19 protein-coding genes are annotated in these 21,541 nt (G+C 52.9%); 4 read left to right on the top strand and 15 right to left on the bottom strand.

The window, feature by feature from the left end:
- Positions 1-74: 74 nt before the first annotated feature.
- Both MKJ04_RS05440 and MKJ04_RS05435 read right to left on the bottom strand, forming a co-directional pair.
- Complete coding sequence (locus MKJ04_RS05440) at positions 75-479, bottom strand: hypothetical protein (RefSeq protein WP_241640008.1); 405 nt, start codon at positions 477-479, stop codon at positions 75-77.
- 283 nt (positions 480-762) lie between these two features.
- The gene (locus MKJ04_RS05435) at positions 763-1,377 is read right to left on the bottom strand and encodes a hypothetical protein (RefSeq protein WP_317246705.1); all 615 of its coding nucleotides are present in this window, start codon (positions 1,375-1,377) and stop codon (positions 763-765) included.
- A 385-nt stretch (positions 1,378-1,762) separates the two neighbouring features.
- Between MKJ04_RS05435 and MKJ04_RS05430 the strand changes: the two genes are divergently transcribed.
- A complete protein-coding gene (locus MKJ04_RS05430) occupies positions 1,763-2,464 on the top strand; it encodes a hypothetical protein (RefSeq protein ID WP_241640004.1) in 702 nt (233 codons plus the stop codon).
- 183 nt (positions 2,465-2,647) lie between these two features.
- Here MKJ04_RS05430 and MKJ04_RS05425 read toward each other — a convergent pair whose 3' ends face one another.
- On the bottom strand, positions 2,648-3,208 hold the full coding sequence (locus tag MKJ04_RS05425) for a fasciclin domain-containing protein (RefSeq protein WP_241640002.1): 561 nt from the start codon (positions 3,206-3,208) through the stop codon (positions 2,648-2,650).
- A 147-nt stretch (positions 3,209-3,355) separates the two neighbouring features.
- On the opposite strand from MKJ04_RS05425, the gene MKJ04_RS05420 reads away from it, so the two are divergent.
- Complete coding sequence (locus tag MKJ04_RS05420) at positions 3,356-4,225, top strand: pirin family protein (RefSeq protein ID WP_241640000.1); 870 nt, start codon at positions 3,356-3,358, stop codon at positions 4,223-4,225.
- Positions 4,226-4,233: 8 nt separating this feature from the next.
- Here the strand turns inward: MKJ04_RS05420 and MKJ04_RS05415 are convergent, their stop codons facing one another.
- On the bottom strand, positions 4,234-4,635 hold the full coding sequence (locus MKJ04_RS05415; protein WP_241639997.1) for a hypothetical protein: 402 nt from the start codon (positions 4,633-4,635) through the stop codon (positions 4,234-4,236).
- Positions 4,636-4,786: 151 nt separating this feature from the next.
- Here MKJ04_RS05415 and MKJ04_RS05410 point away from each other — a divergent pair, with 151 nt between their 5' ends.
- Positions 4,787-5,365 carry an AraC family transcriptional regulator gene (locus MKJ04_RS05410; RefSeq protein ID WP_241639995.1) on the top strand — a complete coding sequence of 193 codons (579 nt, stop codon included), beginning with the start codon at positions 4,787-4,789 and terminating at the stop codon, positions 5,363-5,365.
- 141 nt (positions 5,366-5,506) lie between these two features.
- Here MKJ04_RS05410 and MKJ04_RS05405 read toward each other — a convergent pair whose 3' ends face one another.
- The 5 genes from MKJ04_RS05405 to MKJ04_RS05385 form a co-directional block, all read right to left on the bottom strand.
- Positions 5,507-6,877 (bottom strand): ammonium transporter, encoded by a 1,371-nt coding sequence (locus MKJ04_RS05405; RefSeq protein WP_241639993.1) that lies wholly within the window; start codon positions 6,875-6,877, stop codon positions 5,507-5,509.
- Between the two features lie 401 nt (positions 6,878-7,278).
- Positions 7,279-8,142 carry an alpha/beta hydrolase family protein gene (locus MKJ04_RS05400; protein ID WP_241639991.1) on the bottom strand — a complete coding sequence of 288 codons (864 nt, stop codon included), beginning with the start codon at positions 8,140-8,142 and terminating at the stop codon, positions 7,279-7,281.
- 99 nt (positions 8,143-8,241) lie between these two features.
- Positions 8,242-8,865 carry a DUF1684 domain-containing protein gene (locus MKJ04_RS05395; protein WP_241639989.1) on the bottom strand — a complete coding sequence of 208 codons (624 nt, stop codon included), beginning with the start codon at positions 8,863-8,865 and terminating at the stop codon, positions 8,242-8,244.
- Between the two features lie 235 nt (positions 8,866-9,100).
- Complete coding sequence (locus tag MKJ04_RS05390) at positions 9,101-10,633, bottom strand: S8 family serine peptidase (RefSeq protein WP_241639987.1); 1,533 nt, start codon at positions 10,631-10,633, stop codon at positions 9,101-9,103.
- 475 nt (positions 10,634-11,108) lie between these two features.
- Positions 11,109-12,521 carry a sugar MFS transporter gene (locus MKJ04_RS05385; RefSeq protein WP_241639985.1) on the bottom strand — a complete coding sequence of 471 codons (1,413 nt, stop codon included), beginning with the start codon at positions 12,519-12,521 and terminating at the stop codon, positions 11,109-11,111.
- A 446-nt stretch (positions 12,522-12,967) separates the two neighbouring features.
- Between MKJ04_RS05385 and MKJ04_RS05380 the strand changes: the two genes are divergently transcribed.
- Complete coding sequence (locus tag MKJ04_RS05380; RefSeq protein WP_241639984.1) at positions 12,968-13,888, top strand: mechanosensitive ion channel family protein; 921 nt, start codon at positions 12,968-12,970, stop codon at positions 13,886-13,888.
- A gap of 399 nt (positions 13,889-14,287) precedes the next feature.
- Here MKJ04_RS05380 and MKJ04_RS05375 read toward each other — a convergent pair whose 3' ends face one another.
- From MKJ04_RS05375 to MKJ04_RS05350, 6 genes are all read right to left on the bottom strand, one after another.
- A complete protein-coding gene (locus tag MKJ04_RS05375) occupies positions 14,288-15,556 on the bottom strand; it encodes a metal-dependent hydrolase family protein (protein WP_241639983.1) in 1,269 nt (422 codons plus the stop codon).
- Positions 15,557-15,666: 110 nt separating this feature from the next.
- Complete coding sequence (locus MKJ04_RS05370) at positions 15,667-16,068, bottom strand: STAS domain-containing protein (RefSeq protein ID WP_241639982.1); 402 nt, start codon at positions 16,066-16,068, stop codon at positions 15,667-15,669.
- A gap of 272 nt (positions 16,069-16,340) precedes the next feature.
- On the bottom strand, positions 16,341-18,005 hold the full coding sequence (locus tag MKJ04_RS05365; protein ID WP_410896808.1) for a M1 family metallopeptidase: 1,665 nt from the start codon (positions 18,003-18,005) through the stop codon (positions 16,341-16,343).
- 240 nt (positions 18,006-18,245) lie between these two features.
- Positions 18,246-18,530 (bottom strand): GNAT family N-acetyltransferase, encoded by a 285-nt coding sequence (locus tag MKJ04_RS05360; protein ID WP_241639981.1) that lies wholly within the window; start codon positions 18,528-18,530, stop codon positions 18,246-18,248.
- Positions 18,531-18,608: 78 nt separating this feature from the next.
- Positions 18,609-19,007: a response regulator gene (locus MKJ04_RS05355; protein WP_241639980.1), complete on the bottom strand. Its 399-nt coding sequence runs from the start codon at positions 19,005-19,007 to the stop codon at positions 18,609-18,611.
- The gene (locus tag MKJ04_RS05350; RefSeq protein WP_245402605.1) at positions 19,000-21,267 is read right to left on the bottom strand and encodes a PAS domain-containing sensor histidine kinase; all 2,268 of its coding nucleotides are present in this window, start codon (positions 21,265-21,267) and stop codon (positions 19,000-19,002) included. Before MKJ04_RS05350 ends, MKJ04_RS05355 begins: the two co-directional genes overlap by 8 nt.
- Positions 21,268-21,541 lie beyond the last annotated feature (274 nt).

The following is a 21,541-nucleotide window of genomic DNA, read 5'->3' as shown; positions in this document are numbered from 1 at the left end:
CCCTGAAAACCATAAGTTTTACACCTCAACATGTTGAAAAATAAGGATTTATATCGTTTTTAAGGAGCGACTAATTAATTCCTGCCCATATAGTAAGACAGGCCAAGGTTCAGGTTCATACTGGAAAAGTCAAGTTCCACAGTGTTGCTTTTGTATGGTTCGATTGGGGAGCTGGCATTCACTGATCTCTCTTCTGATTGGCTGTGGCTATAAGTCAAGGCCCCAAGGGTCAGGTTCAGTCCCACTTTTTTAGAGGCAAAAAACGTGAAGCCCGGGGAAAAGCCCACCATAAACGACTTAGCCTGGGTTTCTGTGGCTTGTCCCGAGCCAGTGCCATCCAGGTAGTCAACGCTACTTTTGTTTTTAGAAGTGCTGTTTTGGTACCCTGTCGACACAGTGCCATGTATAGCAAGCTTCTCCGTCAGGTACTTGTACTGCCGGGCATACACCCTGAAAAGCTGTGCGCGTCGTTTCTCCATGGCGTTATACGTGAAGTCTCCTTCCGGCGAGACTAGGTCATATGTAGTATTGAGGAAATTCACGGCCGCCCCCAATTCCAGGTTTTCCTTTATAAAATATCCCGTAGAGGGCGCTATGGTGTACGTATTTCGCCGTTTTGTTTTCCATCCTCCGTCCCTTTAGAATGAGCGTACCCGAATGCGCCGGTCAGGGCTACGGTACCCGTTGGGAGCTGTGCCTGCACATGCCGGGCAAAGGCGAGAACCGCGAGGACCACCCATAGTTTCTTCATGGTTCCCATATTTACTGGCCTATGTAATAACCGAACCCGATACTGACACTATTCGGGGACAGTGCCGCCGTAAAAGATTTATAAGTGATAGACTCAGTTACGTCGGCATCCTCCTCTGGGCGCTGCTTCGTCCTACTGAAAGCAAGTGACCCGAATGAGGCTGTGAATCCAATTTTTGGAGTGGCAAAATAAGTCAGGCCCGGATAAAAGCCAATGCCGTAGCTTGTGGTTGTATGGCTCAGCTTAGGCGATGCATCGCTTTCAGATTGGTACTTGCTGTTTCCGAAACCCAGAGACACATACCCGGTGCCATGCAGTTGCAGTTGGTCCGTGATCGCAAGGTATTTCCGGATATAGGGATTTATACTGTAGTTGTTGACTTTAAGCTTAGTCTCCTCCGTCTTGAACTGATTTTTAGAAAATACCTTGTTTATACCCGAACTTATACCGGTTTCAAGACCATCATGTATAAAATAGCCTATTGCGGGGGCAACAGTGATGCCGCGCCAGGTATTTTTATACCCTGTTTCCTGATATTCCTTAGCCTCGTTCGAAAAGCTAAGTCGTCCGTTCAGCACGACAGTTCCCGTTGAGGTTTGCGCGAAGGCACTGCAACCAAGTAGCATACATGCACTCGTTGCCATCAAGTTCCTGATGTTTGTTTTCATAAAATAAGCAGGTTAAGTGAAAATATATGTTTGAATATAACAAAATTATACATAAACTCTTGTGCTCATATTTGATATACTTTTCCCATTGGTCGGTCTATGATTTTGCTGTGTTGCAGACAAAGAAATGCGCTATATCAGTATGGGTTTTTTGGCTTTGCTATACCTCCAGAAACATCCGGGAGAAGCAACATTTTATCCGGTATAAAAGCGGAGCCTGTAGCGAAGCGCATCTGTACAGGGAGAATGTAGCGATGCAAAATGGCGGCAGCCCGGCTGGTAAAACCGATGCGGTGTTCTTGCGTTAAAAAAGGGAAAGAGGATTAAACCCAACCCAAAGACTATGAGAAGGAATGACAGAGACCAACAGGACGATCAAGCACGGAACTGGCAGTATGATTCCCGTGATCATCGCCAACAAGACCTGACAGGGGATTTTGAGCGCCATTACCAGCAACGCCACCATCCAAGAGACGGGAACGACAATTTTTACAGAAACGCAGCCTATGAGCGTGACGCTGATTACGACCGGGCACGCAGCTACCGCCACCAGGATGAGGACGTGGAACGCAACTATCACCAAAATACCCGAGGCGAACGCGATGCTTTGGGGGATATCCGGCAGGGGTATGGCTATTCCAGTTTCGGGGGAGCACCTGACTCAGGCCGCATGCACAACCCTGCAGGTGAGATGCAGCGCGAACGCCGTGCGCAACAGGAGCAGAGACTCAATTCACAAAGACCAGGAGGCTACAGCGGATCAGGTTTTGGAGGGGCTAATTACAGTGCCCATGGCTCCTTTGGCGGCTCTTCCGACTATGGCGCCATGAGTGGAAGTGGTGGCAATGCCCGCCACGAAAGCTCCTCTTCAGGGTATGGCGGTGACCAAAGGAATTTCTCTCATGACAATAACAGGGCTGCGTATAAAGGCAACCAGCACGACTACACAGACAGTTTTGAGGAGCACTACCGCCGCCGAAACCCCAACCGGGATGCACATCGGGATGCCGATAAGGGCAAGCACAATAAATGGTTCAACTGGTAGCTATACCCTGATGATACATAAACAAGGGCCGGATTTTACTTAACAATCCGGCCCTTGTGCCTGGAAAACCGGCATACCCATGGACTATGTATGGAGGGAGGTATAAAACATGGGTGCTATCAAATGCAAAAGAGCACTTTCCGGAGAAAGTGCTCTTTTGGTAAACCACAAATGCTGTTTAGCTTATTTTGGCAGCAGCACACGGTCCAGAACATGGATCACGCCGTTCGACTGATAGACGTCATACACCGAGATGTTGGCTTTGTTGCCATTCTCGTCTGTTAATTGCACATTTTTAGCGCCGTTCATGGTCGCTGTCAGGGTGCCGCCAGCTACGGTTTTCAGTTTTGCCTGGCCTTTTCCGGCCTTGATTTGCTTCATCAGCTCGGCAGCGTCTATACGTCCCGACACCACATGATACGTGAGCACGCTTGTCAAGGTGCCTTTGTTTTCGGGCTTCAGCAACGTCTCCACAGTGCCTTCCGGCAGGTTCTCAAAAGCGTCATCAGTTGGTGCGAACACGGTAAAAGGGCCTTTGCCTTTCAGGGTTTCTACTAAGCCAGCCGCTTTAACAGCCGCCACCAGCGTTTTGTGGTCTTTGGAGTTCACTGCGTTGTCGATGATGTCCTTTGATGGGTACATCACTTCGCCACCTACCATAACAGTACTTTGGGCATAAGAAGCTACAGGGGCTGCAGCAAAAGCGCCTGCTACCAGGGCCATCATTACGAATGTCTTTTTCATTGTTTTTTTATTTATAGCCCACTTACGCCCCTTTGTGGCTTCCTGGATTTATAGTATGATTAATATATTTTCGGACCCTTGATTATTGCACTGTTTACTTAACGCAGGCGCACTGCGTAAACTATAGTATACCTAAGCCAATACGCCATGAAAAACAGATCCGTCAACAAATTGCTGCACGCCGAAATAGTAGACATGGGCGGGATGCCCGTGCGGCAGCCTTTCCCCACGCAACACATCGAGCAGATAGATCCCTTTCTTTTGCTGCACCACCACGTCAGCAAACTGCCAGAGCATCTGGTTCCGCACCGCTCCGGCGTGGGGCCGCATCCGCACCGCGGCTTTTCACCGGTCACGTTTGTGTATCAGGGCGGCGTGCACCACCGCGACTCTCGCGGCAACAACAGCGTGGTGTATGCGGGCGGCACCCAGTGGATGAACGCCGGGATGGGAATCGTGCACAGCGAGCGCCCCCCGGCAGACATACACGCGCATGGCGGGGTGCAGGAGATTATTCAGTTGTGGGTGAACCTGCCCAAAACGCACAAGATGAACCAGCCCCAGTACATACCGCTGCAAGCCGAAGACACCCCAGTGCTGGAACTGGAAGGGGGAACGACAAAGGTAAAAGTGGTCTCGGGAGAGTTTGAGGAAGTAAAAGGGCCGATCACAGCACCGACCCCGGTACTCGCACTCCGGATTGAAATGCGGGAGGGGGCAGAGTACGCCTTCCCGATACCCGCGCATTACAATGCCTTTCTATACCTCCTGGATGGAAGCGTGTCTGTTGAGGGGTATGGACTGGTGGAGGGGCACCATCTGGTGCTTTTGCATCAGGACGGAGAAGGCTGCACACTCAAGGCGACGGCCGCCACACGACTGCTGTTGCTGGCCGGCGAGCCACTGCAGGAGCCAGTGGCGTCGCACGGCCCATTCGTGATGAACACGCAGACAGAGTTGATGCAGGCTATGCGGGACTACCAGCAAGGGAAAATGGGGATTCTGGTCGAGGACTGACGTAGGATTTACTCCATCTGTAGCCAGGCCAGCGCTGCATCCACCGAGGTGAACTGCCCGATAAGCAGTGTCTTTCGGTGTTCTTCAATGATAACCTGCGTAAGGTTTTCGAACGCGATGTAGTGGAAAACGTCCTCGGTGAACACGCGCGCTATCTTCTCAAGTTTGGTCATCACCACGGCAGGGGCTATTTCACGCTTCAGCCACTGCTGTTCTGCAAACGGGACACTGTTTAGTTTGCGAGAGTCCGTTAGCCAGGCCCTTATATTGTTTTCCAGCACTAGCTCCTTCACCAACCGCACACCTGTGCGGTATTCATCAGGATTAACGCTCCGTAGCCACCGGGTGTGCAACAACCCGCCTTCCTCACAACTGGTTATTTGGAAATAGTCGGATACAGGAGCAGGCATAATAAAAGTATTTTGAAGTGCGAATATAGCGAAAATCGAGTTGCAATGTCAGGTTATCGCTACAGTAAAGGATTGAACTAGGACTGCTATATAGAGTATACGTCGTGTTACGAGAGGATGCGTAAGATTAATTTTGTGATAAATTTGCAACATGGCAACAACGAAATTATATATCAAGAACATGGTATGCGACCGCTGCAAGCGGGTGGTAAAAGAAGAGCTCGAAAAGCTGGGGTATACCGTCCCGCATGTGGGCCTGGGCGAGGCAGAGGTCGCGTCTTCAGGCAAAGCGGCTGACCTGGTTGAGCTCCGGGAGGTGTTGCTTGCTAACGGCTTTGAGCTGTTGGACGACAGGAAAACGAAGCTGATTGAGCAGGTAAAGCTCGCGCTTATTCAGCTTGTGCATCAGGACGAAGCGGCTGAGCTGAAGGTAAACATTTCTGATTACATCGCTGAAAAAGTCGGGACCGAGTACCATTCGCTCAGTGCGCTTTTCTCCTCTGTAGAAGGCATCACGATTGAGAAATACCTTATCCTGCAACGTATCGAGCGGGTAAAGGAGCTGTTGGCCTACAACGAACTCAGCCTAAAGGAAATCGCCTACAGGCTGGGGTATAGCAGCGTGGCGCACCTCTCCAATCAATTCAAGAAAATCACGGGGCTTACCCCAAGTCACTTCAAGCAGTTGAAGGCAGAGAAGCGCAAAAATATAGACAAAGTGCAGGAGTAACCCGGACTTATATCTGGGAGTTATCTCAGGTGCCCAGGGTTGCTTTTTGGACGAATGTAGCATCCTGTCCTGAGTCCGCATACATGAATAAGGCCATGCCCTTCGTGAGAGCATGGCCTTGTTTATGTAGGGTATGGGCAGTTAAGATACTGCCAAATGCGCCTCTTGTTTCTCAAAAGCTTCTGCCGCTCCCTCGTCCAGGCTCTCATCATGCTGGCTCAGGTCAAGGCCCGCCATTTCCTCCTGTTGCGTCACGCGCAGCGGAGAAATCATGTCGGTTATTTTAAGCAGTATCCAGGACCCTCCGAAAGCGAATATTGAAACGCCTACCAGGGCAACGAGATGGACGATAAATAGCGTTGTCTCGCCGAAAATCAAGCCGTTGCCCGTCTCGTTGGCGGGGTTTATGGCTTGGTTCGCGAAAACCCCTGTCAGGAGCATCCCAACCATACCACCCACTCCGTGACATGGGAACACATCCAACGTGTCATCCAGCGAGGTGCGCGTGCGCCACTCCACAACCAGGTTACTCACAACGGCCGCAATAACCCCGATCGCCAGGGAGTGAGGTATGGTGATGAAACCGGCGGCAGGGGTAACTGCCACTAATCCCACCACAGCCCCGATGCAGGTTCCCATCACTGACGGTTTACGGCCCATGATGGCGTCAAAGAATATCCAGGCCAGGGCAGCAGCGGCAGATGCGGTGGTGGTGGTGGCGAGGGCTATAATAGCCAGTGAGTTGGCCCCCATGGCCGATCCTGCGTTAAAGCCGAACCAACCAAACCACAGCAGGCCCGTGCCCAGCAACACATACGGGATATGTGCCGGCTTGTGGCTGCTCACGTCATGGCGCCTTTTCAGGAAGATGGCAGAGGCAAGCGCCGCCCAGCCCGCAGACATATGCACGACAGTGCCACCCGCAAAATCAAGCACGCCGAGTTGCAGCAGTATCCCGTTCGGGTGCCAGGTGGCATGGGCCAGCGGGGCATATATAAACACAAAGAAAAGTCCGATGAAAATGGTGTAGGAGATAAACCGGATGCGCTCGGCAAAGGCACCCGTGATTAGGGCAGGGGTGATGATGGCAAACTTCAGCTGGAACATGGCAAAAAGCAGAAGCGGAATGGTAGGGGCAGCAGGCCAGGGAGCGCCTTCAATCACTCCCTTCATCATAAAAAAGGTTCTGGGGTCTCCGACAATGCCGCCTATAGACTCGCCGAAAGCCAGGCTAAACCCAAACACCACCCAGATTACCGTCACGATGGCCATGCATATAAAGCTTTGGAGCATGGTAGACAGCACATGCTTTTTGCGTACCATCCCGCCATAAAAGAAAGCAAGGCCCGGCGTCATGAGCAGCACCAAGGCTGTGGAAGTTAACATCCAGGCAGTGTCGGCCTGGTTAATTTCGGCGCTATTGAAAGCTTCAGGAACAGACGGTATAAAAAGTGCTGCCACGACCACCAAACTCAGTAGCAGGAAAGGAATTTTAGATAAACCTCTTGTCATCAGGTTAAAAAATTGTAGGCAAATATCCAGAAGATCCCCGCCAGGAATTTATAATTATGTAATCAAAAGCCTAATTTATTACTAAATTATTTTTAATGTAAACTTATTTATGATATTTTTTTAAAATAGATTCTATTATGAGCCCATTTTGGCACGGCTGTTTAAACACATAGTTGGGATGTAAGCGATGTATGAGGCAGCCTTTTTGAGCAATTAATCCTTTAGTTTGTATATTATGTTAACCTAGTATTCCGAAGCCGTACACTTAAGTGATTCGCAGAAGGAGTATGGCTCGTGCCTGGTCATACAGCCAAAATCCTGAAGCTATTTGCGCCGCACCATGCAAGCAGTGCAAACGGCTTCAGGATTTTGGCTCTTTAAAGAGTGTATGCGAAAGGAAGCTATTTTAAGCGGAACAGCTCGTGCACCGTTTGCAGCACCTGTTGCTGTACCGGCGACTGCGGGGCAACCAGATCGAAATGGCCGGCGTTGGGCAAGAGGATAAGTGTTGCATCGTCTCCTGCTGCGCGGGCCTGTGCTTCAAACTGGCTGCTTTGCGTTACGGGCACGATTGGGTCTAAACTACCCTGCACAAGGCGCACCGGGACTTTTAGCGGCAAGAGCCTGGAAGGGGAGGCTTCGGCATAGCGCGCGGCTTGTTCGGCAGGCATCCCACCCATCAGTTCCGGCACGGCCTTGTTACAACTGCCCTCTTGCTGGCTGTACGTCTCCAAGTCGGGTATGCCGGCCAGCGCAACAACGCCTTTCAGTTTCAGGGGCTTTTTTATGTATAGCGGGCTCCCTTTAGGCAGGTTGTGCCGTGCCGCCAGCCAAAGGGCCAGGTGGCCTCCCGCCGAGTGGCCGATCACTACCGTCTCTTTAACATCCATAGGATATTTTTTTGCGAGGGTGCGCAGGTGATCCGTGCCTTGGGCCACATCCAGAAAAGTGCCCGGCCAGCCGCCTCCGGAGTCGCCCACGCGCCTGAACTCCAGGTTCCAGGTGGCATACCCGGCCTGGGTGAGCGCCTGGCTGAGGTGGGCCATATACTGCCGGTCGTACGCTGCGAGCCAACAGCCCCCGTGCACCACAACCACTACCGGAAACGGGCCCTTGCCCTGCGGCAGCCGCAGTTCCCCAAACTGGAGCGAATCAGGGCCATAAGCAAGTACATGATCGGCGGGCGGAACAGGCAAATCAGCCACTTCCTGCCACGAAACGAGTTTTGGTTGTTGCCCTTGGGCATAGGTATGGGTGGTTGCCAAAACGATAAGCGTTAAGATAAAACAGTAACTTTTTCGGAACATAGGGGAGACGTAGATCAGCTCAAAAATAATACTTTCCTGCCAGAAGCCCTGGCAATGTCAATGCGCTTGCGCCGGGGCCTTTACACCTGCCCTGACCGCAACCTTCAACCGGTTCTCTCTCGGCGGGATCGGGCAGTTATACCCTTCGCTGTAGGCACAGTATGGGTTGTAGGCTTTATTGAAATCCAGCGTGATGGTATCCCCCTCCGGTATCCGAAGGTCCATGAACCGGCCGCTCCCGTAGGATTCGTGCCCGTTCGTAAGGTCCGTGAAAGGCAGGAAAAGGTAGTCTTTGTACGCTGCTGTTTCTCGCAGGGTATGGCTTTGGTATACCGTCAGCATCTGCTTTTTTCCGTGGAGGATAAAATGCACTTCACCATACTTCTCATACATTTTGCGGTTGCCAGTGGTGGTCGGCATATAAAACGCAAGTTGGCCCGGTGTACGGACAAATGTCGCCGTTAAACGGTATGCACTGTCAATCGGGAAGAAAGGAAGGCCTTTGAAGCCCGCGATCTGCGCTTTGGGTAGGGGTGAGGTAGCCGTGTCGGCATATTCCGCGTTTAGCTCTTCCTGAAAGCGATTGATCTGCTGCATATAGACCGGTATAACCTGTTGCGCCAGAGCGATAGGGCCGAGATAGGCAATAAGCAACAAGGCAAGGAGTACTTGTTTTATCATGCTGTGCGGTTTGAATTCACAAATATAAGTGCCGAATCTGATAAAGCCCGCTGAACTGAATATGGTTGAAACAATGGGTATAAAGTCTGGAAGAACCTGGTGGTATGTGCCCCATTGCCGCAAGGTAATCTTCTCTGCCTTATTTTGCTGACAAGCTACAGGCGTGCATCCAGCCAAAAAAAGGCCCGGCAAGATTTACCTGCCGGGCCTTTCAAAGTTTCGATCCTAAATCAACTTACATAGAAGTCACCGCCTTAAAGGCATTCAGTCGGCCATAGCCATAGTACGGGTCGCGGCCCGGCTTGCCCAAGTCATCGGCCGAGGCGCGCATAGCTGCTTTTACTTTGGCAGGGTCCATCTGGCCACCGTTCTGCCCGATGATCAGGGCGGCTACGCCAGCCGCGTGCGGTGCGGCCATGCTGGTGCCCACTGACCAATAGTAAGAGGCTCTGCCAGGTACGAGGCTGCTGCCTGTGCTAAACACGAAGTCAAGCACGTACGCGTATTGCGTTACAGGTCCTATTTTGGCTATCTCGTTGCCTTCGTAGGCATAATCCCCACCTGGAGCGGCAAAGTCAACGTCCGGAGTGCCGTAATTGGAGTAAGAAGCCAGAAAATCGAGGTTAGCGGTCAATGGGTTCAGCGCCCAGCCGCGCGGCGCTGTGGCCGAGATCGAAATCACGTTTGGCGCACTTGCCGGGATGTGTACCAGCGACTGGTCTTTGTTACCATTGTTGGCGTCGTTGCCAGCCGAAGCGATCAGCGTCACGCCCTTCTGTGTGGCATAGGTAGTCACTTTGCTGATGGCGTTAATCAGTTCCTGCGTGGCTTTCGTGTCGTTCACGATAAAGTCGTCCGATGTATCCTCCGGCGTGCCGTTATCGTCGAGGTACTTGCCGTTTCGAGGCAAGGCTGCCCCCAGACTCATGTTAATCACGTCTGCGCCCTGGTTCACGGCGTGCATAATGCCGCTGAGCATCCACGAGAAAGAGCCCGAGCCTGAGTCACGCAACACCTTCACCAGGATCAGGGTTGCCTCCGGGGCCACCCCAATGGTGCCGATGCCGTTGTCAGCGGCAGCGATGGTGCCCGAGGTATGGGTGCCGTGGCTACCCACGCCTGGGAGCGCATACTCCAGTTTTTCGTTTGGCACAAAGCTCGCGCTGGCTGCCAGGTCTATGTTCGCCGCCAGGTCCGGGTGATCCAGGTCGAAGCCGCTGTCCAGCACTGCCACACGCACGCCTTTGCCACGGGCACCGGCGTTCCAGGCCTCTGGTGCATTCACGGCGTCGTGGCCCCACTGCAGGTCGAAGTACGTATCATCGTCGCCGCTATACGGTGGGTTGCCATACGCTTCCGCATCAAACTCGATTACTTTCTCAGTCTCCGGGTTCAGCCACTGGATGTCCAGGTCCTTGATTACGCTGCTTACGCCTTTGATCTTGCCGGCTTTTGCCGCGAATTCAGGGTCAGAGGAGGAAACGGTGGCGATGCCCACCTCTTTCAGCAGGCCCGTCACGTTTCCTTTCATCGACTTCACCTGGCTCTCCAAATCTGCCGGGAGCGTGTTAGCGGAGCCGATAACAATGTAATGCCCGGACTTAAACCTCACGGATGTGCCTAAAGATCCATTGTTCATGGCACTGATTTTTGCTTCTGCGTTTAAGCTGGCATTTGGGTTGGCCTGCTCTGTGTCGGGTGTACAGCTAAAGGCGAGGGCCGCTGCAAGCACAGAGTACGTAAATTGCTTCGTAATTTTTGTGATCATGAGTAGTTTGGTTTATTTGTAAGAGAGTATAAGTATAGTGATAATATTTAAAAAAGTGTAATGTTTTATAGGTATTTTTTTATTCAATCTATATATATAAATTCTATGTATATTATAAGTTATTGAAATACAGTTAACTATATAGTTTTATACCCCTGTATTACTGGAAATAGCTTGACAGCTTTGGAATGTTGGAAGCAACAGGGAAACACAAGCGCCTATAAATATATGTTATATCTAATATTTAGTATGGTGAACACGCAAATGATGCAATTCTCATTAATCTTTTGTTACGAATAATTCAATTTCAAATCCTGATGAGTCTTTGGGGCTGCAGGGGTAGGTAAATTGCTTAATGGCAAGCAGTTGGCAGAATCTTGGTATCTGGGATGGGTATAATCCGGCGGGGCTGGAAACAGCAGGAGCCTGCCCGGGTCTTACCGGACAAGCTCCTGCTGTCAAAATCAAGATGTGCTTACCTGGTCGCTGGCTTAAACTTAGAGCCTACAAAGCCATAGTATACGATATAGGCGTAGCAGGCCATCGGTACCAGGAAGGAAAGCTGCAGGTTGCCGGAGGCATCTGCCACCAGCCCCTGAAGGGGAGGGATAATCGCGCCACCCACAATCGCCATCACGAGCAGCGAAGACCCCTGGCTGGTATGGATGCCGAGCCCTTCAATAGCCAACGTGAAAATAGTCGGGAACATGATCGAGTTGAAGAGGCCGATGGCGATGACCGACCACATGGCCACAGAGCCCTCGGCAAAGGCCGTCATCAGAAGCAGCGCCAGCACCGTGGTGGCAAAGAAGCCAAGCGTTCTGCTCGGTATAAACCTGCCCAGCAGCAGCACTGCAAAGTTAAGCGCGATCAACCCAAGGGCAACCAAAGCCTCCTCCAGGCCATACACGGCATACAGCACGCCGAAAGCCACAGCGGCGATCAGACCGATAATCATATACTTGTAACTGTTGTTACGGAATTGAGCCAGCGCCACGGCCCCGAAGAAACGGCCGACCATGGCGCCTCCCCAGTAAAAGGCCAGGTAATGGCCAGCCTGGGTTTCGTTCATACCAGCGATTTCGGGCAAGCGGAAAAAGTTGATGAGCGTGCTGCCAATGGCTACCTCGCCGCCCACATACATGAAAATACAGATGATGCCCAGCACAAGGTGGCGGTACTTCAGCGCCCCTGCGTCGGGTGCCAGCTGCTCTTCGTCGTTCTGGATGCGGGGCAGCTTCGAGATTTTGATCAGCACGGCGATGGCCAGCAGGGTGGCTGCCAAGCCGAGGTAGGGGAGTTTCACGGAGTCGGCGCCGCTGTGCTGCACCGCGCTCACCCCCTCAAAAATCAGGTAACCGCCGATGATCGGGGCCACGGTTGTGCCCAGCGAATTCAGCGCCTGCGTCATGTTCAGGCGGCTGGCGGCTCCCTCAGGCGGTCCCAGGATGGCGACATAGGGGTTAGCGGCGATCTGCAGGATGGTGATGCCGGAGGCCAGTATGAAAAGCGCCATCAAAAAGAACCCGTAGCTCAGCAGGCTGGCTGCCGGGTAGAAGAGCGCACAGCCGATAGCCGCCACCACCAGGCCAATGATGATACCGTTTTTGTAGCCAATCTTCTGGATCGGGTCTCCCTTCGTGACCGAGAAAATAAAATACAGAAGCGAGATGATGAAGTAGGCCCCAAAGAAAGCCGTCTGGATGAGCATTGCCTGCCAGAGCTGCAGGGTGAACACCTCCTGGAGCTTCGGGATGAGGATGTCGTTCATGCACGTGATAAATCCCCACATAAAGAATAGCAGGGTCACGACAGTCAATGGGCCACCGTAGTTGCGCGACGGCGCAGCGGTGTATTCCTTTTGTGTTTGCGGGGTAATTACAGCCATAAATGTAAAGTCGGTATGAAAGAGTATAGTTGGTTGTTATTTACATACTGAACACTGCCTGCGGAATCCTATTAGTGGGTCAGTTTAGCCCGCAAAGCGCTTCGCTGGTAATTCGCTGCGCATGCCGGGCAAATTTCCGGCTGAAATCCCCCTCGCATGAGCGACAATTGCCTGCAACGCTGTAGCCTTCCCAAAAACACCGCCCCAAACGCATGGGGTATGCGGTAAGGGCGTGCCCACAAGCTCCTGAAAGATACCCGCCTGACGGCATGTATCAGGCAATCGCCGCAAAAAAATCGGCTCTCAGTTGCTGTAATGTTTAAGGAGTAATGGTTACGAAGGTCAAGTTATACGCTTTCTTTTACAAATGCCAGCAACTGCCGCCAGTGGCCGCGAAATTGAGCGAAACAAAAACTTACTGACCCCGGATTTCCGTAAGCAGGTGCATGCGCAAAATCATACATTGGCTGGAGGCAACCACAGGCCTGACCGCGGAATTTTACCACGATGTGTTCTACTCTGTGGCGGTGCTGGGGATGCTCTGGCTGGTGAGCCGGCTGCTGCTTTGGGGGATATTCAGGCGTGAGAAAGACATCCGGAAACAGTTTCAGTGGCGGAGGTTCACCGACTATGTGGCCACGGGGCTGGCAATCCTGATTCTTTCCAACGTATGGTTCAACGGGTTTGAGTCCATCGCCACTTTTATGGGGCTATTGTCTGCCGGTCTGGTGCTGGCACTGCGCGAGCCGCTCCTGAACATGGCAGGCTGGCTCTTTATCGTATGGAAACGGCCTTTGCGCATCGGGGACCGCATTCAGATCGGAGAAACGATAGGCGATGTGATCGATATCCGGCTTTTTCAGTTTACCCTGAACGAGATAAGGGGCTGGGTGGCAGCCGATCAGGCGACCGGCCGCATCGTGCACGTGCCAAACGGGCAGGTGTTTACCGTGCCGCTGGCGAACTACAACTACGGTTTCCCCTTTGTGTGGCAGGAAGTGCCGGTATGCATTACCTTTGAGAGCAACTGGCAGAAGGCAAAGCAGATACTGGAAGAGGTGGTGGCCAGGCATGCGGAACAGCTCAGCGACGCGGCCCAGCAGCAGGTCAGGCGGCAGTCGCAGCGCCACCTGATTTTCTACGAGGATTTGCAGCCCCGGCTTTTCACGACGGTGGGCGAGCGTGGCATCCTGCTAACCATGCGCTACCTGTGCGGACTGATGCGCAGGCGACAGAGCGCGCACCTGATCTGGGAAGAGGTGCTCACCCAGTTCCTCGCCGCCCCCGACATCCAGTTCGCTGTACCCGCCACACGGTTTTACAAAGGCACAGACGGTCCGCCGCCGGAAACGCCTCTCTCTTTTTAAATTAACGGGAACTCAGTAATCACTGTACGTTAATGTGGTTTTGAATAAGTTTTTTTGCTTTGGAGAAGTATAATTTAACTAAATCAGGGCAAAATGATTCCCAGTTTTTCCGGGAGGCACCGGGGGTAGGGGCCCTCTATTTGTAGGTGTTGCGGTGCCGAACGCAGTGAGACAGCCTGAGCAGGGCAAAGGCAGCTTCAACTACACAGTGCCGAGCGGGAAAACGCGCCCCAGCTTAAGAAGGGCCCCTACCCCAGGCGTGGAGCGCAAAGCAAGCTATTACACAAGGCTGTTCAAGTTTTGAAAAAACCGCTATATTCCCAAGTTCAGCTATTGACGGCAGGTATAGCAGCGGTATAAACGGTCCATGTTGAGGTCGCGTAGGCGTGACCTAATAACTCAGGGCGTGTATACCTTCCCGTCTTTCATCACGAGTGTTATGCTGCGCAGATGCTGTAGGGCAGCGGTGGGGTCTCCGGTCACGGCCACCAGATCGGCGAGGAGCCCGGGGCGGACGCGTCCTACCTTATCCCCGATCCCAAAAACCTCCGCGTTTACTGACGTGGCCGCCTGCAGCACTTGCAAGGGCGTCATGCCATAGGCTACCATCAACTCCATTTCACGGGCATTGTCGCCATGGCTAAAAACCCCGGCATCTCCCCCCATCAGGATCGTGACTCCGGCGTCCAGCGCCGCCCGGAAACTTTTGCGTTTTTCCTGCAGCCGCGCCGGTTCTGGCTGCGTGTCCTTTTGCCAGCCGCGGTATTGCTCTATGGCATCTCCGGCAGCAAGGGTAGGGCAGAGGGCGATGTTGTTTTTTTGCATCATGCGATAAATGTCCCTGGTCCCGCCATCGCCGTGCTCAATGGTGGATACGCCGGCAGCAATGGCGCGGCGCATACCCTCGGGCGTGGAGGCGTGTGCCACCACTGGCCTGCCTGCCGCACTGGCCACCTCCACTATTTTCTTCAGTTCGTCCGTGGTGAAGGTGGGAGCCGCCGCACCGTCAGGTCCCCATCGGTAATCGGCGTATACCTTTATCACATCGGCCCCCTTGCCAATCTGCGTCCTGACTTCGCGCGTCAGCCCCTCCAGCCCGTCTGCCACCGCTGCCCCCAGGGGCGTTTCGATCTCGTAACTCAGCGCTTTGGGCCCGTAGCTACCCGACGCGACGATGGCCCTGGTGGCCACCAGCATGCGCGGCCCCGGTATCACCCCTTTTTCAATAGCCTGCTTCAGGCCTACGTCGTCATACCCCGCTCCCTCCGTTCCTAAGTCGCGCACCGTCGTGAAACCGGCCAGCAGCGTATTCCGGGCATGCACAGTGGCCCGAGCCACGCGCTCAGCCCGCGACTCTTTCAGTACCTGGTCGTTCCAGGAAGTTTCGTTATAGGGATGAAGCAGCAAATGGCTATGCCCCTCAATCATACCTGGCAGCAGGGTCTGTCCTTTTAAGTCGAGCAGGGTAGCCCCCGCCGGAGCCACAAGCGCAGGGCCCACAGCCTCGATGCGGTTGTTCTTCACGAGTACCTGCCAACCCGGGTGCATGCGCTCCCCGTCGAACACACGGTCAGGTTTCAGAAGATAATAGGTGTCCTGGGTTTGGGCAAGGACGAGGTGGCCGTAAAAGAGGCTACATAGCAGAAAGAGAAGTTTCAGGCGGTGCATGCAGGTAAGGTTGTGATGGACGCAAGCCTAAAATAGGCAATAAAGTCCATACTGTGCACGCAAGCGTATGCGGTTAATGAGAAAAAAGCTGCGGAGGGGAGGGCAGCCTCTTAATTATAGGACTTTTTTTTCTGGAATGAGTTGGCATGCTGTAACGAGTCTGCCATTTTAATGGCCTCCTCCCGGGTGAGGGCCATGTTCAGGACCTTGTCCATACCCAGTACCTCAAACACATTTTTAATTTTTGGCTGCATGCTGAAAAGCGTGAGGCAGGTTTGCTTCATCAGGCAAAGATGGTAAGCAGAAATAATGACGCCAACGCCCGCCGAGGAAATATACACGAGTTGGCTGCAGTCAATCAGGAGGTAGTCTGTTCCGGACGCCAGGGTGCTTTCCAGCACGTTGCTTGCCATAACGGCAGAATGCGCATCCAGTTCCCCCTTCAGGCGTATTAACTGCCCTTTTTTAAAAGGCTGTACTTCAGCAGTGAAATGGTGGGAAGATGAGTTCATAACGTTATAGCCTAAACTTTAATGAACGATCCTCACAAGAGAACCCTGTCTCTTGCAAACATGCAGCTACTTAACCATACGCTGTTTTTAAAGGTTCCGTCTGTAATTATTTTTATAAATAATAGGATGTCGTAACATGGCAAGAAAGAATTTCTTTTTCGATCTATTCCGGCTATCTTCTGTTGTGATTTGTGTAATTAACTGAACAGTAGAGTTATGCGAATGAAGTGATAAAGTGTTTTTCGAAGCGCTTTTTAGGATCCAATTCTGTGTTAGCGTGCTTTCAGGGGAGCCGTCGATACCAGGAAATTCCGGTCAGTTTCCAGAGTGGTTTTTCGGGAGGCCCCGGGTAACTGCTGCCAGGCAGTGGTGGGCTCCAGCCATTTCTCTTTGCCGTCCATCCTTACCTTCACGGGCAGGTCAAAAGTAGCGATAGTGTTGGCCCAGCGGTACTGTAGTTTGCCTCCCTCGTTTCGGTACTCCAGCCGCGGGATGCGCACATCGCGCAGGTACTGGTCAAACACCGGGGTGAGGTTGCGGCCAATGTGCTCGCTCAGGTAGGTCTCGATCTGAGCCGTAGTGACGGTCTGGTGATAAAAGTCTTTGTTGAGCCCGCGCAGGATGCTGCGCCACTTCTCGTCGTCGGGCACTAACTGGCGGAGCGTGTGCAGCATGTTGGCACCCTTGTAGTACATGTCGCCGGAGCCGCTGTTGTTCACGCTGTAATACCCGATAATAGGGCGGTCGTTCTGGATGTTTGCCCGGGTGCCAATCACGTAATCTGCCCCCGCTTTTTTGCCATAGTGGTAATCTACAAACAGGGCCTCGGAGTAAGCCGTGAAGCTTTCATGGATCCACATGTCGGCGATGTCCTGGTAGGTGATGTTGTTGGCAAACCACTCGTGGCCCGACTCATGTATGATGATAAAGTCGAACTTGTTGCCCCAGCCAGAGCCGCTCAGATCGCGGCCCAGGTAGCCGTTGCGGTAGCGGTTGCCATACGTCACGGAGCTTTGGTGCTCCATACCCAGGTAAGGCACCTCCACCAGCTTGTAACTGTCCTCATAAAAGGGGTATGGCCCAAACCAGTGCTCGAAGGCCTTGAGCATGCGCGGCACGTCCCTGAATTGCTTTTTGGCCTTCTCCAGGTTCTCGCGGAGCACGTAGTAATCACAGTCCAGAGGCCCTTTCTCCCCCTGGTACTGCTCCCCAAAGTGCACATAGTCGGCAATGTTCACGTTCACGCCGTAGTTGTTGATCGGGTTGCGCACAAACCAGTTAAAGGTGTTGGAGCCGTCCGGGTGTCGCTCAACACTGCGCAGGCGCCCGTTCGACACGTCCATCAGGCCTTTGGGCACGGTCACGCTGATCTGCATGCTGTCCGGCTCATCATACATATGGTCTTTGCAGGGCCACCACAGACTGGCACCGTCGCCCTGGCACGAGGACGCCGCGAAAGGCTTGCCGTTGCTGTCGTGGCGCCAGGTCAGGCCGCCGCTCCAGGGTGGGTTAACGCTCACCTGTGGCTTGCCGCCATAGTATACCTCCACGCTGTTGGTTGTGCCGGTTTGCTGCTCCGGAAGCTGCACAAAATAGGCGTTCCCGTCCTGCTGCACAGGCAACGCTACACCATTTTGCACCACCTTCTCCAGACGCATGGGGGGCTGCAGGTCTATTTGCATGCGCTGCTGCGGCCCGATCACCTTGTACTGAATGGTGTTGACTCCCCGGATAGAGCTGTCCGCCGGGTTCACTGTTATGTTGAGGTGATAATAGGTGAGGTCCCACCAGGCCCGCTCCGGGGTGATGCTGCCACGGAGCGTGTCTTGGCGGGTAAAAGTGGGTACTTCCTGTGCACTGGCCTGCAAAGTGCCCATGCAGAGACCCACTGCCACCAAAAGAGAGCGAAGGATAGGTATGGCTTTACGTGTTTTCATCATGTTCATGGCGCGCCGTGTCTTTTTTTGGCAGGGGCGGGTATATGTGCTTTCGGTCGGCTGGATGCCAAAGCTAAGGTAAGTTTTTGTAAGGGCTATGCCAAACGGCTGTCCCATAAACAGCGGCATACCCCATTGTGAAACTCTTGCAAGCGGCCCACCGTGTGGCGTAAGGGTAAAAACAGAGCAGCCGGGCACCAAGGTGCCCGGCTGCAGGGAATATGCGTTATGCGACGCAGGCTATTCTGACTGCACCAGATCCTCGTAATGGGCATTCCGCTTGATGTATCCGGCCACAAAAGGGCAGGAGGGTATGATCTGGTACTGTCTGGAGCGGGCATAATCGAGGCCCTGCTGCACCAGCTTGTCGCCGAAGCCGTTTCCGCGCTCTCCGTCTGGCACAAACGTGTGGTCAAAGTCCATTACCCCGCTCTCGGGGTAGGTATAGGTCAGCTCGGCCTCATCCCCGTCTATTATCACATAAAAACGGAGGTCTTCTTCATCGTGAATTATCGCTTCATCCATGGTTTTCAGTATTTAAAACTTCAGGCATATACGCGCCGCAGGGCAGGGCGTTCGGATTTTTATGGAGATTGGGGATGTTCAATAGCCGTGCAGCAGCTTCCTGACCGTGTCTTCCAAGAGGGGCTTCTGCAGAAAACCGGCCACGAGGTTGTTTTGGCTTGCCCGCTCCATCTCGGACTCGTCCACGGAGGACGACAAAATGTAGATGCGGCACTGTTGCTGCAGCACCCCGGCATAGGGATGCAGGGCCTGCAGAAAGTCCCAGCCAGTGAGAGCAGGCATGTTCAGGTCAAGCAGGATCAGGTCGGGAAGTGCGTTGTCGTCCCGGGTTTCCAGCAGCGGCAGCAGAACGGCCAAAGCCTGTTTCCCGGAAACGAAGCTCTCATACGCTTGCGCAAAGCCTTCAGCGTCCAGTGCCGTCTCGGTCAGGAAGGTGCTCACTTCGTCATCGTCCACGATGAATACTTTCTTATACATGTTCCTCGCCCAAGCTAATCGTGAAGGTGGTGCCTATGCCCGGGGCACTGCTTACGCTAATCTTCCCTCCCAATGCTTCCACCTGCGTTTTCACCAGGTATAGCCCAATGCCTTTTCCGGGTATGTCGGGGTGGAAGCGGGTATAGAGTTTAAAGAGCTGGTCCTCCGCCTGATGCAGGTCCATCCCAAGGCCATTGTCGGAAAAAGTGAGCACATAGCTGTGCATGCCCCAGGCAATGCCCAAACGGATAAGCAGTGGCCGCTCGTTTGCTCTGAACTTGATTGCATTGGAGATGAGGTTATACAGGATGCTGTAGAGGTAAGCTTTGATCGATAAAACCTCGAAGCGGCTCTCCACCTCCAGCTTCAGCTCGGTTTTGCATTCCTGGAGCTGCTCCTCGAATGGCGCAAGCACCTCCCGGCACAAGGCCAGCAGGTTTACCGGTTCCGGCTGGCACACGCCCACGGCCTCCCGAACGGTCAGGATCGTGCTGATGTCCCGAATCACAGTGTCCAGTTGGTGCCCGGAATACTCCAGCTTCTCCAGCGATTTATCGTAAGGGGCGGTGCGCATGTCAAACTTTTTCAGGAGCGAGGTCAGGCCGATGATGTTGGCCACCGGCGCCCGCAGGTTATGCGACACCATATAGGCAAACTGCTGCAGGTTTAGGTTTTGCCGTAGCAGGTCGCTGGCAAGCTTCGTCAGCTTCGCCTCGCTATCTTTTTTCTCGGTAATGTCCGTTTCGATGGCGATATAATTCGTCAGTTGGCCCTGCGCATCAAAAATCGGGGTGACATCGATCGCGAACCAGAATTTCTCCCCGGATTTCCTGTAGTTCAGGATTTCCTCTGAGAAAGGCTGCTGCGACTCATACTTCTCCCGAATGCGGCGGGAAGCGGCGGGGTCCGACTCGGGGCCCTGCAGCAGCACGCTGGGCACTTTCCCCGCGACCTCGGCGCGGGTATAGCCGGTGAGGCGGCAAAAGCCGTCGTTTACCCACTCTATCCGGCACTGTGCATCCATGATAACGACCCCGTTTGTGGTTTTGCTTGCCACAAGCGAGAGTTTCTCCAATTCCTGCAGGATGGCTTTCTGGGCAGTGAAGTCCTCGAAATGAACCGCTATGCCATTTTTTATCGGGAAAATGCTATACCTGATTGTTTCGAACTTGCTTGAGGGGTAAGACTCTTCGAAGTTAACAGTCGTTCTGTGCGCTGCAACCTCCTGGCATTTTTCAAAGAATAAGGTATCTTCTATACTAGGATGGAGTGCAAGTATACTTTTACCAACAGTCTCTGTGCGGGGTTTTCCGAGGAAGCTTGCAAAAGCTGTGTTCACGTACTCAAAGCGCCATGCATCATCCACTACAAAAAACGGATCAGGGATGCTTTCCACAATATTGTTGAGCTGCGTTGTCTGTTCATTCAGCAATTGCTGGGACTTCTTTGCTAACGTGATGTCCTGTGCAATCCCCTGTATCCCTACGGCCTTACCCTCGGCGTACACCGGGACCAGGGTGATGAACAGCAATTTAAGTTGCCCCTGCTTGCTGATGATGGAAAGCTCCGTGTGTTGGGCGTGGCCAGCAAGCGCTTGCCGGAACATCTCGTCAGCGTGCTGGATAAAGTCCGGATGCACAAAGCGGTGATAGTGACCTCCTAGCGTCTCTTCCCTCGTGTAACCTGTTAGCTCCGCCACCTGGCTGTTCACTTCTGTAAAAGCCCCCAGGCCGTCAAGGGCGAATACGGCTTCCGGATGCCCGAAAAAGAGCGATTCAAAATATGCCTGGTAATGTGCTTTGCTGGTTTCCGCCTCTACCAGCGCTGTCACATCCTGTAACACCATTAGCACCCCCTCAACGTTTTGGTCCTGAAGCAGGTTTGTGAGCATGCCCTGCATCCAGCGCCACTCCCCAGATTTTTCCTGCAACCGGAATCGCCTGAGCTGTGCGTTAGGCACCTGGCGAAGCAGCGCGAAGGCCTCTGTCATATACGCAAGGTCGTCGGGGTGTACGCAAGCGAGTGCTGCGGTTCCCAGCAATTCCTCCACCTCATACCCCAACTGTGCCTTTACGGAATTGCCCAGATAGGTATAAATGCCCTTCTCGTCGAACACAGAGATGAAATCGGAGCAATGCGAGATTAGAGTTTGGTAAAACGCAGAAGCATGCGGAGCCCCTACACACGCTGGCTTTAGCTGGGTTGTAAAGCTCCTCGCTGGGAGAGGATTAAACGTCGGGTTCGTATGCAGCCGGGCCATGACCTATGATTAAGTTGTTTAAACACTAGCTAGTGTGTATAGAACTGGAGTATAATTGTATTATGGTGCTAATATAATATCTAGAGCGTGTATATGAAGTATAAAGTTTTATATAGGAAAAGATTTACGTAAATACTTGATATAGTTAAATTTATAAAGCTGCTATGTAGTGCCCAAACTCATGGAACAGTGTCATCTTGAAGCGATAAGCGAGCTGCCAGTCCCATTGATTTCTTTCATGTGAATAGTGCTACCCAAAATTTTATTATGAAAT

It is taken from the genome of Pontibacter sp. E15-1 (genome assembly GCF_022601975.1).
Classification (GTDB): domain Bacteria; phylum Bacteroidota; class Bacteroidia; order Cytophagales; family Hymenobacteraceae; genus Pontibacter.
This window is presented reverse-complemented; position numbering and strand designations above follow the sequence as displayed.

Bases quoted from the DNA above. Each gene is read 5' to 3' on its own strand.
- MKJ04_RS05440 (WP_241640008.1), bottom strand. From the start codon at position 479: ATGGAGAAACGACGCGCACAGCTTTTCAGGGTGTATGCCCGGCAGTAC.
- MKJ04_RS05435 (WP_317246705.1), bottom strand. From the start codon at position 1,377: ATGCTACTTGGTTGCAGTGCCTTCGCGCAAACCTCAACGGGAACTGTC.
- MKJ04_RS05430 (WP_241640004.1), top strand. From the start codon at position 1,763: ATGAGAAGGAATGACAGAGACCAACAGGACGATCAAGCACGGAACTGG.
- MKJ04_RS05425 (WP_241640002.1), bottom strand. From the start codon at position 3,208: ATGAAAAAGACATTCGTAATGATGGCCCTGGTAGCAGGCGCTTTTGCT.
- MKJ04_RS05420 (WP_241640000.1), top strand. From the start codon at position 3,356: ATGAAAAACAGATCCGTCAACAAATTGCTGCACGCCGAAATAGTAGAC.
- MKJ04_RS05415 (WP_241639997.1), bottom strand. From the start codon at position 4,635: ATGCCTGCTCCTGTATCCGACTATTTCCAAATAACCAGTTGTGAGGAA.
- MKJ04_RS05410 (WP_241639995.1), top strand. From the start codon at position 4,787: ATGGCAACAACGAAATTATATATCAAGAACATGGTATGCGACCGCTGC.
- MKJ04_RS05405 (WP_241639993.1), bottom strand. From the start codon at position 6,877: ATGACAAGAGGTTTATCTAAAATTCCTTTCCTGCTACTGAGTTTGGTG.
- MKJ04_RS05395 (WP_241639989.1), bottom strand. From the start codon at position 8,865: ATGATAAAACAAGTACTCCTTGCCTTGTTGCTTATTGCCTATCTCGGC.
- MKJ04_RS05390 (WP_241639987.1), bottom strand. From the start codon at position 10,633: ATGATCACAAAAATTACGAAGCAATTTACGTACTCTGTGCTTGCAGCG.
- MKJ04_RS05385 (WP_241639985.1), bottom strand. From the start codon at position 12,521: ATGGCTGTAATTACCCCGCAAACACAAAAGGAATACACCGCTGCGCCG.
- MKJ04_RS05380 (WP_241639984.1), top strand. From the start codon at position 12,968: ATGCGCAAAATCATACATTGGCTGGAGGCAACCACAGGCCTGACCGCG.
- MKJ04_RS05375 (WP_241639983.1), bottom strand. From the start codon at position 15,556: ATGCACCGCCTGAAACTTCTCTTTCTGCTATGTAGCCTCTTTTACGGC.
- MKJ04_RS05370 (WP_241639982.1), bottom strand. From the start codon at position 16,068: ATGAACTCATCTTCCCACCATTTCACTGCTGAAGTACAGCCTTTTAAA.
- MKJ04_RS05365 (WP_410896808.1), bottom strand. From the start codon at position 18,005: ATGAAAACACGTAAAGCCATACCTATCCTTCGCTCTCTTTTGGTGGCA.
- MKJ04_RS05360 (WP_241639981.1), bottom strand. From the start codon at position 18,530: ATGGATGAAGCGATAATTCACGATGAAGAAGACCTCCGTTTTTATGTG.
- MKJ04_RS05355 (WP_241639980.1), bottom strand. From the start codon at position 19,007: ATGTATAAGAAAGTATTCATCGTGGACGATGACGAAGTGAGCACCTTC.
- MKJ04_RS05350 (WP_245402605.1), bottom strand. From the start codon at position 21,267: ATGGCCCGGCTGCATACGAACCCGACGTTTAATCCTCTCCCAGCGAGG.